Origin of the sequence: Candidatus Mycoplasma haematobovis (assembly GCF_001645765.1) — a bacterium.
Lineage (GTDB): Bacteria > Bacillota_I > Bacilli_A > Mycoplasmatales > Mycoplasmoidaceae > Eperythrozoon_B > Eperythrozoon_B haematobovis.
This window is the reverse complement of the sequence record NZ_LWUJ01000010.1, coordinates 171,921-186,205: the sequence shown is the minus strand read 5'-3', so window position 1 is coordinate 186,205 and position 14,285 is coordinate 171,921. Positions and strand designations below refer to the sequence as shown.

Annotated in this window: 19 protein-coding genes; 3 read left to right on the top strand and 16 right to left on the bottom strand. The window is 31.8% G+C overall.

What is annotated here, in order from left to right:
• Positions 1-110: 110 nt before the first annotated feature.
• Together A6V39_RS01665 and A6V39_RS01660 are read right to left on the bottom strand one after the other, a co-directional pair.
• Complete coding sequence (locus A6V39_RS01665; RefSeq protein WP_187149943.1) at positions 111-575, bottom strand: hypothetical protein; 465 nt, start codon at positions 573-575, stop codon at positions 111-113.
• A 2-nt stretch (positions 576-577) separates the two neighbouring features.
• A complete protein-coding gene (locus A6V39_RS01660; protein ID WP_187149942.1) occupies positions 578-1,042 on the bottom strand; it encodes a hypothetical protein in 465 nt (154 codons plus the stop codon).
• A 125-nt stretch (positions 1,043-1,167) separates the two neighbouring features.
• Between A6V39_RS01660 and A6V39_RS01655 the strand changes: the two genes are divergently transcribed.
• Genes A6V39_RS01655 through A6V39_RS01645 form a run of 3 tightly spaced genes read left to right on the top strand, consistent with a single transcriptional unit; the run spans position 1,168 to position 4,498 of the window.
• Complete coding sequence (locus A6V39_RS01655) at positions 1,168-2,919, top strand: PTS transporter subunit EIIC (protein ID WP_245633477.1); 1,752 nt, start codon at positions 1,168-1,170, stop codon at positions 2,917-2,919.
• Entirely contained in the window at positions 2,895-3,995 is a 1,101-nt protein-coding gene (gene yqeK / locus A6V39_RS01650) for a bis(5'-nucleosyl)-tetraphosphatase (symmetrical) YqeK (RefSeq protein WP_245633476.1), read from the top strand. Before A6V39_RS01655 ends, yqeK begins: the two co-directional genes overlap by 25 nt.
• The gene (locus A6V39_RS01645) at positions 3,995-4,498 is read left to right on the top strand and encodes a hypothetical protein (protein ID WP_187149941.1); all 504 of its coding nucleotides are present in this window, start codon (positions 3,995-3,997) and stop codon (positions 4,496-4,498) included. The genes yqeK and A6V39_RS01645 overlap by 1 nt, the downstream gene beginning before the upstream one ends.
• A 329-nt stretch (positions 4,499-4,827) precedes the next feature.
• Here A6V39_RS01645 and A6V39_RS01640 read toward each other — a convergent pair whose 3' ends face one another.
• The 14 genes from A6V39_RS01640 to A6V39_RS01575 all read right to left on the bottom strand — a co-directional run bounded on the left by A6V39_RS01640 (position 4,828) and on the right by A6V39_RS01575 (position 14,284).
• Positions 4,828-5,451 (bottom strand): hypothetical protein, encoded by a 624-nt coding sequence (locus tag A6V39_RS01640; protein ID WP_187149940.1) that lies wholly within the window; start codon positions 5,449-5,451, stop codon positions 4,828-4,830.
• 62 nt (positions 5,452-5,513) lie between these two features.
• Positions 5,514-6,173 carry a hypothetical protein gene (locus A6V39_RS01635; RefSeq protein WP_187149939.1) on the bottom strand — a complete coding sequence of 220 codons (660 nt, stop codon included), beginning with the start codon at positions 6,171-6,173 and terminating at the stop codon, positions 5,514-5,516.
• Positions 6,174-6,184: 11 nt separating this feature from the next.
• Positions 6,185-6,883, bottom strand: coding sequence for a hypothetical protein (locus A6V39_RS01630; RefSeq protein ID WP_187149938.1), 699 nt, complete (start codon positions 6,881-6,883; stop codon positions 6,185-6,187).
• Positions 6,883-7,527: a hypothetical protein gene (locus A6V39_RS01625; protein WP_187149937.1), complete on the bottom strand. Its 645-nt coding sequence runs from the start codon at positions 7,525-7,527 to the stop codon at positions 6,883-6,885. The genes A6V39_RS01630 and A6V39_RS01625 overlap by 1 nt, the downstream gene beginning before the upstream one ends.
• A gap of 3 nt (positions 7,528-7,530) precedes the next feature.
• The gene (locus tag A6V39_RS01620) at positions 7,531-8,208 is read right to left on the bottom strand and encodes a hypothetical protein (RefSeq protein ID WP_187149936.1); all 678 of its coding nucleotides are present in this window, start codon (positions 8,206-8,208) and stop codon (positions 7,531-7,533) included.
• Between the two features lie 9 nt (positions 8,209-8,217).
• A complete protein-coding gene (locus A6V39_RS01615; RefSeq protein WP_187149935.1) occupies positions 8,218-8,898 on the bottom strand; it encodes a hypothetical protein in 681 nt (226 codons plus the stop codon).
• Positions 8,899-8,904: 6 nt separating this feature from the next.
• Positions 8,905-9,594, bottom strand: coding sequence for a hypothetical protein (locus A6V39_RS01610; protein WP_187149934.1), 690 nt, complete (start codon positions 9,592-9,594; stop codon positions 8,905-8,907).
• A gap of 3 nt (positions 9,595-9,597) precedes the next feature.
• Positions 9,598-10,260, bottom strand: coding sequence for a hypothetical protein (locus tag A6V39_RS01605; RefSeq protein ID WP_187149933.1), 663 nt, complete (start codon positions 10,258-10,260; stop codon positions 9,598-9,600).
• Positions 10,260-10,934, bottom strand: a complete 675-nt coding sequence (locus A6V39_RS01600) for a hypothetical protein (protein WP_187149932.1) — start codon at positions 10,932-10,934, stop codon at positions 10,260-10,262. Before A6V39_RS01600 ends, A6V39_RS01605 begins: the two co-directional genes overlap by 1 nt.
• Positions 10,935-10,940: 6 nt before the next feature.
• On the bottom strand, positions 10,941-11,603 hold the full coding sequence (locus A6V39_RS01595; RefSeq protein ID WP_187149931.1) for a hypothetical protein: 663 nt from the start codon (positions 11,601-11,603) through the stop codon (positions 10,941-10,943).
• A gap of 6 nt (positions 11,604-11,609) precedes the next feature.
• Positions 11,610-12,266, bottom strand: a complete 657-nt coding sequence (locus A6V39_RS01590; protein WP_187149930.1) for a hypothetical protein — start codon at positions 12,264-12,266, stop codon at positions 11,610-11,612.
• Positions 12,267-12,272: 6 nt separating this feature from the next.
• On the bottom strand, positions 12,273-12,923 hold the full coding sequence (locus A6V39_RS01585; RefSeq protein ID WP_187149929.1) for a hypothetical protein: 651 nt from the start codon (positions 12,921-12,923) through the stop codon (positions 12,273-12,275).
• Positions 12,923-13,600: a hypothetical protein gene (locus tag A6V39_RS01580; protein WP_187149928.1), complete on the bottom strand. Its 678-nt coding sequence runs from the start codon at positions 13,598-13,600 to the stop codon at positions 12,923-12,925. The genes A6V39_RS01585 and A6V39_RS01580 overlap by 1 nt, the downstream gene beginning before the upstream one ends.
• Before the next feature lie 6 nt (positions 13,601-13,606).
• Positions 13,607-14,284, bottom strand: coding sequence for a hypothetical protein (locus A6V39_RS01575; RefSeq protein ID WP_187149927.1), 678 nt, complete (start codon positions 14,282-14,284; stop codon positions 13,607-13,609).
• Position 14,285: the final 1 nt, after the last annotated feature.

Genomic DNA, 14,285 nt, shown 5'->3' with positions numbered 1-14,285 from the left:
CAATAAAGTTTTTTATTATTGATACAACTTAGATAGATAGATAGATAGATAGATAGATAAAGAAGGGTATATGTAATTATATTAAACTCAAATAATTATCAAAAAACCAACTATTCAGTTTGTTTAGAGTTAACACCAAGAGTAGGTTGTATATGTTTTTCTCAATACTCAGCTTCACCCATATTATGAGCCTTGGCTTTTTTACAAATATCTAATTTAACTTTTAGTTGATAATAGTTAGCGACAGTACCAAAAAGATTAACTATTAAGAATACACCCATCATTATAAATTTAGCGGCTAATTTTATTTTTTCTCCAATATTACTTGCACTTTGAGCACCCTTCGAAACACCATAAACTCCAAAACAAGCATGAACTAGCAATATGAAAGAAGCAAAAAATAAGGATGCAAAGAATTTTGTTGGAATGGAAAAATTTTTCTTAGTTTTGATGACAGTTTTAAGGTCAGGAAACATAACCAAGAAAAGACAAGTACCTGCAATAACATTGAAGAAAGCTGAAGGATAAGCTTCTCAACTCCCCAACACAGATAATTCATTCAAAAAAGTAAGCATAATTATTTTTTATTTCTAGCCTCTACTCTTGGCACACAGTGTTGTTGATAATATTCTTCTGGAGAAAGACCAAGCTCTTTTGCTTTACGATCGTTTTCCTTTTTTAATAACAACACATAAAGATTACCAGAACCGTTAATTATATTCATTAATAGGAAAAGAGAGGCTTGAACCGTTAACAACCCTCATGCATTACCAGAAGTGTTTTTGAAATCCTGTACAGTCTCAATTAATCAAAATTCAGCACCTAGGGCAAAACAACAACACATTGCAGTTAATAAAAAATAAATTTTTTCCGGAACGTCAATAGTATTCTGAGTTTTGTAAACTTGAATACAACCTGGCAAAATAGCGGACATAAGTCCAATACAACCAAGAATACAAAGAGCAACGCTTACTCAAGCATCTCAATTAGGTTTTTCATTCAACAAAACCAAACTTAAACAATTTTGTAGTAATAAGGACATGATTTGATTAATACGAAAACAATTTTAATAACAAAAAATTATTGAAAGATAAAAAATTTTTTAAAAATAAATATTTTTCAACCTATTTTTTCTATTTTTAATCTAAAACATAATATTTAGTTAGCGTGATCGAATCACAAGGATTTTTTAATTTTAGACATTCTCCTGAATTTAAGAATAAGTTAAAGCTTACTTTATCAGGGATATCTGGAGCATTCATGCTCCCGATATCTACTTTAGCAATAACCGCATTGTTTTTGGCCTTAGGAGGTTTTTTACAAAGTGTTGGCAACAGTAATGAGGGACTTAAAGCTGTCGGACAAGCTGTTAAGTCTATATCCTTCCCAATACTTCAAGCAATACCATTACTTTTTTGTGTAGCTTTCGCAGTAGCATTTTGTAACAATGATCCAACGTATGTCTGAGGATCAATTATTGGCTATCTAGTATTTCTTTCAACACAAAATGCTTTCATAAAACCTAATGGCACTGGCACTGAAGGATACAAAGTATTATTTCCTGGAGCAGGTAGAGATGAAGCAGGTAAGTTTTTGGTTACCAGAAATTTAGGAATAATTTCACTTAACACATCTATATTTGGTTCTTTATTAATAGGTGGGGTTATGATGCCCTATTTAAAGAAAAATTGGGGAGAGGTTAAACTTCCTACCTATATTTCTTTTTTTTCTGGCAAAAGATTTATTCCTTTAGCAGCAGCATTAGGAGGAGCTTGATTAGGATCTATATTCTTGTTATTTTGACCTTGAATAGGGCATGGTTTTAGTTGGGTAGGTAACAAAATATCAAACGCTAAGGGTGTTGATTCTTTTATTTTTGGTTTTCTTGAGAAGAGTCTTATTCCTTTTGGATTGCATCATATGTTTTATTCTCCTCTTTGGTATTCATCTTTAGGTGGTGATGTTGTTCAAAGCCTTCAAAGCCCAAATGAATTGAATGGAAATAATGGAGGTTTAAATTGTGCTGCTGGTGTACTTAAAGATTTATTAGATAAGAGAGAACTTTCATCAGCCATGTGACATGGAGACTCATTTATTGGTATGTCTGCTATATCTTTACCTTCAAATGAAGTAAATGGAGGAAAAAAAGTAATGGATTTTTTAGATGAGAAAGGCATTAAAGTTGGTAGATTTACACAGGGAAAGTATCCTGTTATGCAGTTTGGCTTGCCTGCCGTTGCTTTGGCTATGTGATTGGCTGCTGATCCTAAGAATAGGAAAGAAGCTTCTGCTACTTTAGTGCCAGCAGCACTTAATACTTTCTTAATGGGTATTACAGAGCCTATAGAGTTTACTTTTTTATTCTTAGCTCCTAAATTGTTTTATTGTTTCCACACAGTAATGTGTGGAGCATCTTTTGCACTTATGAATATATTGGGAGCTCATATTCCTTCAATATTCTCTGGAGGATTATTTGAATTCTTACTATTAGGCGTGCTTCCTTTAGCTAAAGGGACTAAGCCTGAATGCATCTTTATTGTAGGAGGAATATTAGCTCCTATTTATTATTGAGTATTTACATTTGCTATTTGAAAATATGATTTACCAACACCCGGCAGAATAGCTTCTGCTATTACACAAGAAGCAACAAAAGAATCTAACTCTAAAGTACCTGAAAAAACAAGAAAATTAGCTATAGCTTTTGGTGGTTGAGATAATTTAGGGAAAATATCTAACTGTGCTTCAAGACTTAGATATGACATTATTGATAAGTCAAAAGTAAATGAAGCAGGTCTAAAAGCAGCGGGAGCATTAGCAGTTAAATGAGTGGGAGATAATCATGTTCAAGTAATAGTGGGACCAAAAGCAGAAGAAATAAATAACGAGATGGTTAAGTGGAGGGGAGAGGCGCTAGAGTAATGAATATTCTCTTAGTGCCTGATGAATATGAACCCATTAGTAATTACAAGTTAGAGTTAATAAAGGAAGCCCAAAAAGTATTAGATACTAATTCGGTAATATTCATATATGAGAAGAGGAGTCAAGGGGATAGGATATTTACACAGGAAGAGAAATTAGTATTGCTGGGATCAGCAATACCTAATTCTTTATCACCTAAGTACATAATAGATGGGAATTCATTTAAGGATATTAATACTTCTCTTTATGAGAATATACAGATGCAAAAAGAGAAGCATAAGGATGCAGATCTTTTTCTCTTATTAGATTCAAGAGAATTTAATAGGTTAAAGGATTCAACAGATTTGATTTACATATTGACAATATGTAAATTAGTGCTTTATGTATTTCCTGAAGATAAAGAAATCTTGGAAAGACTTCCTATGACAACACATCATCCTTTATTAATAGCTAATTCTGTAGAGATAAGTAAATTATCTAAAGCTTCAATATTTAATGTGCACGAGAGTTATTTCTCTCCATTAATTATTGAATATATGAATAAATCAAGTGAGTGCGCTATTAAGAGAATAAAAAATCATTTATCTGATTCAAGATTTAAACATTCTTTAAGAGTGGCTGGTACTGTACAAAAAATACATGAAATTATTGAATTAAAGGATATGGAATTAAGATACGATTCTTACATAGCAGCTCTATATCATGATATTTGTAAAGAGTTCTCTAATGAAGCTCTTATTGAAATAGCTGCTAGTGAATTAGGTATCTTTAAATTTCCACATCCTAAAGTATTACATGGACCAGTAGGCGCATGGTATATTAGTAAGTATTATTTATTTCCTAAAGGCACTGATATATTAGAGGCTATAGCTCAACATACAGTACCTTCTGTTAATCCTAAACCTATAACTAAATTACTCTTCTTAGCTGATCATTTAGAGTTAAATAAGAAGGATAGATACCCTCAAGAAGTATATGAGAATATATGGAATTTAATAGAGGCAAAAGATATAGATAAAGCATTTAGTACATTAATTGCTTATTGTGATGCTGTAAGAGCTAAGAAGAGTAAATAATGATATTAAGAGGACATAATCTTATTCTTGCGTCTTTTGCGGGTGGAACTTTATGTTTTTCTGCTAGTAATATAGGAGTGTGGATGTCTAAGACTAGACCCTCTCCTTATCAATTAGGGTTTAAAAAAATAATGGATGATAATGTTAATCAAAAGGAATTATTTGAATTAATAGTAAAAGAGAATAGAGATAAGATCACTAAGAAGTTTGGAAGTAGTCATGCAGGATATGAGCAATTGAAGCAATGGTGCATTAGTAATCAAGCAAAGCCTTGGGTTAAGGACTTTAAGGACGTACTTGAGCTTTGCTACATTCCTAAGAAGGTTGCTTACAGATTGATAACAGAGGGATATAGAGTTAAGAATAACTATCCTGTAGATTCCACAGATTCTAATCAGGATTGCACAAAAGAGAAGATGTTTGATTATGTTAGTGATGGTGCTACAACTACTAATTATTTCATAGTTAAAGGTAATTGTATGGAGTTAAAGAAACAAAACTAAGAATATCAGAATGCTACAGAGTTATTTTAGTTAGTACTTAAAGAATAAAAAGAAAGAATTGAGAATAGTGTTTTTGATGAACATAAATTAAAGGATTGATGTATTAGTAATCAAGTAAAGCCTTGACTTAAAGACGTATTAGATTTTTGTTACATACCTAAGAAAGTAGCATATAGATTAATTTCTGAGGGGCATAGGATTAAAGAAGATGCATTAAACTTTACTAATAGTGTTGAGAATTATAAGAAAGAAAAACTATATGACTATATTAGTGATGGATTAACTATTTAATTGTTAAAGGTGATTGTATTGTTCCAAAAAGCGCTTAATTAAACACAAACTTCTTTGTAAGCATCATAAACAGTATCGAAATCTGTTGCATCTTTGTCTTTAGTTTTTACTGATGCACATTTTTCTTTAAGAGTTTGTTCGTTGATTGAAGTACTTGCGCTAGTATCAATTCCTAATTGTTTTAATTCCGCTGTCTTCTTAACATTAGCTGTTCATTTTGCATCATTTCCTGTATTGTTTAAAGGAGTTAATCCATCATTTTTTAATTGATCTTCAATATTGGTTACTCTGGTACAGAACGAAACAAATTGCTTGTAGGTAGGATCATTTGTGTCTGAAGCTTTTGATGTTCTATATTCCCCACATTTGCTTCTGAATTGAGTTGAAATTGCGCTTGCTGAACTATGCCCATTTCAATCAGATAACTTTCATGAATCTTTTCCAGCGCCTGCAGATTGATTCTCTTGTTTGTATTTATCTCAAGCTTTATTTCAGTGTTTTGCAGTGTCGGTAGTATCACTAATATCTAAAATTATGTATTTCTTATCTAGTAATTGTTCAATGGTAGGTGAAGATAAGAAATAATGAGCGCCTAATCCAGAAGCGACACTAACACCACTTACTCCTGCTCCAATAATTCCTGCTGTCTTAAGATTAGCCATTTAAATTTATTTAACTTTTATTTCTGAATAAAGAGGATTACTTATTTAAGTAATTTTTGTATTTAATTATCTATACATCAAATTTTAAAAATACCTAGATTATCTTCATATTTGTCATCATGACTCTTTACTTCTCCAATTTCATTACATTTTTGTTTAATGCGATTTCTGTGTTCGTCAGTGATTTCAGTTACACCTGTACCAACGTCTAAAGTAGCAATTTTTTGAGTACTGTCTTGTTTTCTATGTTTTGTTATTTTTGCATCTCATTTTCCTTTAATTCCAACATCTTGACTAGATGTATCTAATTTTGTATGTCCTTGTTTAGTTAATATAGAGGAAACGGATATTGGTTCAACACATCATTTTCTAGTTTTGTTAAATAAGTCATCTGATACATCATCATTGAATGCATTTTGGCAATGTTCTCATAAGATATCCTTAGGGTCCCTTGTATCTCCTTCTCCGGTAAATGTACCAAATTTTAAAGCTGCTTTGGCTTTTGAAATAGTTGTGTAACTACTTAGTATCGCTGTAAAGTGTGTGCTTCCTTTGGTAAGAGGTATGTATCCTTTACTTTCAAGTTGGCTCTTTACTTTATTCTTCTCTTCTCTTACATATTTTGATTGGAATGCTTGATAACCTTGGTGTGCGGTAAAACCAATTCCACCAGCTCCTGCAAGTCCTATTGCAGATTTAATTAATAAAGGCTTGGTATTCATTTAAATCTTATTTATTGTTCTCCATTCTTTTTTACGCATACTTCTTTATAGGCACTGTAAATAGCATCGTAATTTGATTCTTTTTTGCTTTTTTCTATGGTTGTTTTGCAACCATTTTTTATATTTTCAGCAGTAACATTATTTTCGGATGTAGGAGTAATTTCTAAAGTTGTGAAATATTTTTCGATAGCTGATTTACCAGATTCTCTTGTTTTCCAAAGCCCCTCTGCATTACTTGTGTCAATGGCTGTTAGTTTATCTTTTTTAATATGGTCTGCTATTGTTACGTTTCTGGCGCAATATTTGGTTACTTTTTGATAATGTGTTTTGTTATCTTTAAGTATTTGTTCTTTAGATAAATCTGAACATTTCTTTTTAAGTTCTGCTGTTAGATCGCTAGGTTTTGATTTATTTCATCCCTTTAAATTAAGAGGATCAACATCGTTGTTAGCATTATCTCTTTTGTAGGCTGTTCAAATTTCAGTTCAATGTTTATCATCTGCATTTACACCTTCTGTTTTTGAGTCTAATAATATGTATTCGAATTTCTCTTCGATTAATTTAGATGTTGCTATTTTTTGGGGTTGTTCATCAATAACTTTACTACTATCATAATTACTATTTGAAAAATATGATTTACCCACATAACTAACTGCAGAAATAGAACTTAAAGTAGCTACTCCTATACCTACTTTTGCTGGTAATGTCATTAATCGTTACTTTTCTTCACGCAAACTTCTTTGTAGGAATCGTAAATAGTTTGATAGTTATTTTCAGACTTATTCTTAGTTGCTATACTTCCACAACCAGTTTTGATATCGTTAGCTTTAATGTCACCTCCCGCAGAAGGCCTTATTCCTAAATTAGTAAAGTGATTTGTTAAATTTGATTTATTTTGTTCTCTCTTATTTCAAGATTCTCCAGCGTTGCTATCATCTATTATTGTTAATCCTTCTTTTTTGGCTTGATCCTTTACATTTACATATCTTGCACAATATTTAGTTACATGTTTGTAGGTTAAATTTTCATTTCCATAAACAGATGTACCTGATAATTCTTTGCACTTTAATTTAAGCTTATCTTTCAAATCTTTTTTCTGTCCTTTAATTCAACCCTCTAATCCTAAATCATCTGAATCTTTTGAGGTATTGGTATCTTGGTAGGTTTTTCAATTAGCATCCCAATAACTACTATCATTATTTCCTGTAGTATCAAGTAGTATGTATTGGTATTCTTTATTTATTAAATCTTTAATGGGGGTTCTTCCAAATAAATATGTACCTCCAAAATAACCAGCTGTTGATACTGAACCTATTGTAAGTGTAACTATTCCAGCTTTAATAAGCAATGACATGTATTAACGAATGTCTCCTTCTTGTTTTGTACAAATAGCAATATAGGCATTGTAAACCGCTTGATAATCGTCAGCTTGTTTATTTTTGGTTTTGATATCTTCGCATCCTTTTTTGATTTTGTCTGCATCCCCTGCATCTGGTATTCCTAACTTAGTTAAACTATCTTGTAAAGTGGTTTTGTTTGTATGTCTAGATGTTCAAATTTTTGAATCCTTATTATTATCTCTAGTTACAGTATCTAATATCTCTGCACCGGCTTTTTTTGCAGCATCCTCTACAGTTACACCTCTACCACAGTATTTAGTTACATCTGCATAAAGAGCAACTCCTTTGTCATAAACAGTGGTTTTTGATAATTCTTCACATTTTTTCTTAAGTTCGTTAGTTAAATCTAAATCTTGTGTACTGTCTTTAACTCAACCCTTTAATTTAAATGTATTTTTATTAGCTTCCTTCTTTGCGTTATCTTTTTTGTAGTTACTTCAGTTAATACTTCAATGTGTATTATCTGTATTGTCTTTGGTATTTAATAAGATGTATTCATATTTTGTTTGTACTATATCACTTATTGTTGTTCCTTGTTGTTTATTTTTTCCAAAATAAGCAATACCAGCATATCCTGCTCCAGCAATCGAACCTGCCGTAAGAGTAGCTATTCCAACTTTAACAGGTAAAGACATGATTTATTATTACTCGTCTTTTTGTTTAACACATACAGCTTTGTAGGCTTCCAAGGTTTCTTTGTATTTTTCTCCTGTTTTGGGTTTTGAAGTAGCTCCTTTACATCCAGCTTTAACTTTAGCTATATCTGCGTCATCAAAAGAAATATTTAAATTTGTGAAGTGGTCTTTAAATGTTGTTTTTTCTGAAACTCTTTTGCCTCAAATAGCTTTATGCTCTGTATCACCCTCTTTAGTATCAAGAATCTTTGTCTTTAAATCTGATTTTTCAATTTGATCTGCTATCGTTACTTCCCTTGCACAATATTTAGTTACATTTAGGTAATTAGCATCAGCTTTGTCTACAGCATTTGTGTTTGCTAATGATGCACATTTTGTTTTAAGTGCTGGAATTAAATCGGTTGGGCTATTTACAGTTCAATTTTCTAGTTCAAAAATATCTTTACTAGTAGTATTCTCTTTTTTGTATTTTGCTCAATTAGAGCTTCATTGCGCACTGTCATTGTTGACAGATGTATTTAGTAGTATGTAATCAAATTGATCTTCAATAATCTTACTTATTGCTGTTCCTTTTTGTGTGTTGTTTATTTCTTTTTTGTCATCTTTAAAGTATGCGCTTCCTGCATATCCAAGTCCTGCTACTGAACCTGTAGCCAATATACCTGCGCCTATTTTGGTAGCTAATGTCATTATCTACTATTCACTTGTTTGTTTTGTGCAGACTAATTTGTATGCTTCGTAAATTGCTGGATAATTAGTTACTTGTTTATTTTTGGATTGGGCAGTTGCACAACCTTCTTTAATCTTGTCTCCTGTATCAGAATTAGTTATCTCTAACTTATTTAGGCTATCTTGTAAAGTTTGTTTTTCGCTGTGTTTCTTTGTTCAAATGGCAGAATCTTTATTTGTAGAACTGGTATCTAAAACTGTTAGACCATCTTTTTTGGCTTGTTCTGCTAATGTTACACCTCTACTACAATACTTAATTACATTTAAATAAGTAGCGTTTCCTTCTTTTGGAACATTTAAAGTTGATAATGTACTACACTTTTTCTTTAGTTCTGATGTTAAATCTGTCTTATTGTTTTTTGTTCAACCTGCTAATTGAAGTGGATCTTTTCCGGTTTCGCTTGCAGAATTTTCACTATTGTATTTTTCTCAATTAGTTTTTCAAAAATTGTTATCAGTATTTCCTGTATCTTGTGATGTACTTAATAGTACGTATTCAAATTTATCTTTTATTAATTCATCTATTGTTGTTAATTGTTGTTTAATATCGCTTGCTTTTTCTTTACTATTCATAAGATATGCACTACCAGCATAGCTTACTCCTGATATAGTACCAACAGTTAAAGCTCCAACTCCAATCTTTACAGGTAGCGTCATTATTTATTTAGGGTCGTTTGTTTGTCTAGTGCATACCCTTTTGTATGCTTTGTAAACATTTGGATAATCATTTACTTGTTTATTTCAAGACTTGGCATTATTGCAACCGCTTTTAATTGCGTCCCCATTTGCAAGATCTCCTGTCATTCCTAATTTTTTTAGTTCAGCGTCTATTTGTCCTTTTTCGCCATGCCTTTTTGTTCACACACTTGCATGGTCTGAATTGCTAGTGTTCAAAACTTCTGATGTATCTTTTTTGGCTTGTTCTTCGAGTGTTACTCCTCTTGCACAATACTTAGTAACATTTTCATAGGAAACTTTAGCGCTGTCCTCTTTTGCAAGATCTTCGCATTTCTTTTTAAGCGGGTTAGTTAAATCTAATCTTGCATTGTTTGCGTCTCAACCATTTAAGTTAAAGACATTATCTTTAGCTCTTTTGTAACTTTCTCATTTTTCACTTCATTTATCTTGATCGCCACCATCATCTGAAGTATTTAATAGTATGTAATCATATCTTTCAGTTATTAAATCATTTATTGTTGTAACTTGTTGTACAGTATTTACTTTTTTTGTATCTTTTTCAAAATATTTACTTCCTGCATATCCAAGCCCTGCTATTGAGCTTGTAGCAAGCAAACTTGCACCTAATTTAGTAGTTAATGTCATTATCTAGTGCACACTTTTTCATAAGCTTTAAAGATATTTGAATAATTAGGATCTTTTTTATCAATCGTAATAACAGCTTTGCAACGTTCTATAATTTTGTATGCATTGTCTTTTTGTACTACTCCCAAAGTTTCTAGATCTACCAATAAACTATTTCTTGTGCCAGACTTTCTTGTTCAAGCATCTCAATCTCCCCCTCCAGTAGTACCCTCAACACTTAAAAGTTTTAATTTTTCTTTCTCTGCTTGATCCTTTATAGTTATACTTCTTGCACAATATTTAGTTAAATTATCATAAAGTGCTTTTCCACCATCGTAAACAATTGAATCTGATAGCTCAGAACATTTTTTCTTAAGTTGATCAACTAAATTTAAAGATTCTTTATCTCCTTCAATTCAACCCTTTAATTTAAATGCATCTTCTTTTGGATCTTTGTCTTTGTTATCTCTTTTGTAGCTACCTCAATTGGCATTTCAATAGGAACTATCTTCATCATCTTTTGTACTTAGTAGTATGTAATCAAATTTATCTTCAATTATCTTGCTTATTGCTGTTCCTTGCTGTGTATTATTTACTACTTTCTTGTCACTCATATATGCACTCCCTACACCACTTAAACCTGATATAGTAGCAAAGGTTAAGGCGCCTCCCCCAACCTTTACAGGTAATGTCATTAATGATTATGGCTCCCCTTTTTGTTTAGCACATACTCTCTCATAAGCTTTAAGGATATCTTCATATCCATCCTCCTTTTTGTTTGTTGTAATAATATCTCTACAAGCATCTCTAATTTTGTATGCGTTACCAAGAAAATTTGTGTTTACTTTTAGAGCCTTTAACTCTTTATTTAAAGCTCCTCTAGATCTTTTGTCCCAAATACTTCAATCCGGATCATTACCGCTAGCTGTAACACTTACAATTCTCAGCCCTAATTTAGCTACTTTTTCCTTTATTGTTACTCCCCTTGTACAATACTTAGCAAAATTATCATAAGAAGTGTTGTCATTTTCCAAAATAGATTTGTTTGCTAATGTTGCACACTTGGATTTAAGTTCTGTAGTTAAATCTAAGCTTGAGTCACCTGCCTTTCAACCGGTTAATTGAAAGATATTATCTCCAGCTGTTCTGTAAGCATTTCAATTTTCACCTCAATACTGATTAGATGCATCAGTATCATCTAATATTATGTAATCGTATCTATTTGTTATTAAATTAATTATTTTTGTTTTTTGTTGTGTAGTACTTGGCTCTTCCTGTCTTAATTGTCTACCTCCTGCGGCACCAAGTCCGGCAAGTGAACTTGCAATTAGTGCACCACTTCCAACTTTAGTAGTTAATGTCATTATCTACTATTCGTCAGATTGCTTAATGCACACTCTTTTGTAAGCATTAAGTGTATCTTGATAACCTTTTTCACCTTTCTTTTTTGTTTTTGCTTCATTACATTTTGTTTTCATTGTGGATTTATTTGCGCTATTAAAGTCAATATTTAATGTTTTCAATTCACTTTGTAAAGTTGCTTTTCCTGACACTCTATTGTCTCAAATTCCTTCGTTTTGGCCATTTCTTTCTGAAGTATCTAAAATCTTTGTACTTAGTTTCAATTTTTCAATCTCATCCGCAACTGTAACTCTTCTTGCACAATAACTAGTTACTTTAGAGTAAAGACTATCTTGTTTATTGGAAACTTTTGAAGCAGCTAGTTGCTGACACTTAGATTTAAGTTTGTTTACTAAATTTGCTTGACTACCTTTTGTTCAGCCCTCTAATTTAAAAGTATCTTTATTGGAATCCTTATCTGTATTGTCTTTTTTGTAACTTGTTCAGTTGGCATCTCAACTTGTACTGTCTTTATCTCCTGTAGTATCTAATAGTATGTATTCATATTCTTCATTAATTAAATCTTTAATTGGTGTTCCACTTAAATAAATACTTCCTATACAGCCAGCAGCTGTACAAGAACCAATAGATAGGACTACCACACCTATTTTTGCTAGAGATGGCATAATTGATTATTCTCCAGCTTGTTTAGTACATACTTTTTTGTATGCTTCGTAAACTGCCGAATAATCAGGTACTTGTTTATTTTTGGATTTTGCAGTCTCGCAACCTTCTCTAATTTTGTCGGCAGTACTTGTGTCAGTTATTGTTAATTTGCTTAGTTGGTCTGTTAGTGTATTTTTGTTTGTAAATCTTGATGTTCAAATTGATGCATCTTTTCCTTGGGCATCTGTAATTAAGATTGATAATTTATCTTTCCTTGCTTGTTCTTCGAAAGTTACTCCTCTTGCACAGTATTTAGTTATTTTTTCATAAAGAGAAGCTACAGGTTCATTTGATTTTGCTAAAGCTTCACATTTTTTCTTTAATTCTGAAGTTAAATCTATTTGATTATTTGCAGTCCATCCATTTAACTGCAAGAAGTCTTTTCCGGTTGTTGCAGTAGCATTGTCATTATTGTATTTTGTCCATTTAGTATTTCAATGTTTATTATCGCTATTTCCTGAATCTTGTGATGTATTTAAAAGCACGTATTCAAATTTTTCCTTTATTAATTTGTTTATTGCTGTATCTTGCTGTAAATAAGAAATACCAAAGTATCCAGTAGTTGCTAAAGTTCCTAGGGAAGTTACACCTATTCCTACTTTAGCTATTGGAGACATTATCCTTTATTTGCACAAACTTCTTTGTATGAATTGTAAGCATTATCGTAGTTATCTTGTGATGTATTTCTAGTTACAGCTTTTTCACAGCCCCCTTTGATATCGCTAGCTGTAATTTCGCTTCCTGAAGAAGCTCTTATTTCAAGATTATTAAAGTGTGTGGTTAGGTTTGCTTTATTTTGAACTTTTTCAGTTCATAAACTGTCATTGCCTTTTGTATCTATTACCTTAAGTTGTTCTTTTCCTGCTTGATCCTTTATTGTTACATTCCTTGCACAGTATTTGGTTACATTTTGATAATTAGTGTCATTATGATCTGGAACAGTTGTGTCTATTAATTCTCCACATTTTGCTTTAAGTTTTTCAGTGAAATCATTATTATTTCTTGTTGCTCAGCCATCTAACTTAAAGATATCCTCATTTGTACTATTTTGACTTTGATAAGTAGCTCATGCAGTTTTTCAATGTTCTTTATCTGTATTACTATCTCCAGCAACTGTACTTAGTAATATATGTTTGTATTCTTTATCTATTAAAGCCTTTATTGTTGTTCCTTGTTGTTCATCCTTTTTTTCTTTTGATTCATTATTCACGAAGTATGTACTTCCAGCATAGCTTATTCCTGATATAGTACCAACAGTTAAAGCTCCAAGCCCAATCTTTGTAGGCAGTGTCATTATTTATTATTCTCTAGGTTGTCTAGCACATACCTTTTTGTAAGCCTTAAAGATATCTTCATATTCATCATTCTTTTTGTTTGTTGCAACAATAGTCTTGCAAGCATCTCTAATTTTGTACGCTGCTCTAAAATGGTTTCCATTTACTTTTAGTGCCTTCAATTCTTCATTTAAAGCACCGTTTGCATCAGCTCTTCTTCCAAAAATAGTAAAGTCATCTCCACTATTATTTTCAACACTTAGAATTCTTAATTTTTCTTTTTTTGCTTGGTCCGCTATTGTTACGCTCCTTGCACAATACTTAGTAACATTTTCATAGGTCTTATTATCATTTTTTGAAATAGATGTGTTTGCTAATAATGAACACTTCTTCTTAAGTTTGTCTTTTAGATCTTTTGTTTCTGTCGGAGTTCAGCCGTCTAAGTCAAAAATATCTTTCCCTTGTCCGGCGTTATCTCTTTGGTAAGTGTTTCAATTTGTTTCTCAATCTTTAATATCTTCGTTAGATGAGGTAGCATTTAATAGTATGTAATCGTATCTGTCTGCTATTAAAGTACTTATTTTTGTTTTTTGTTGTGTAGTACTTGGATCTTCCTGCCTTAATTGTCTACCTCCTGCGACACCAAGTCCTGCAAGTGAACTTGCAATAAGTGCACCACCCCCAACTTTAGTAGTTAATGTCATA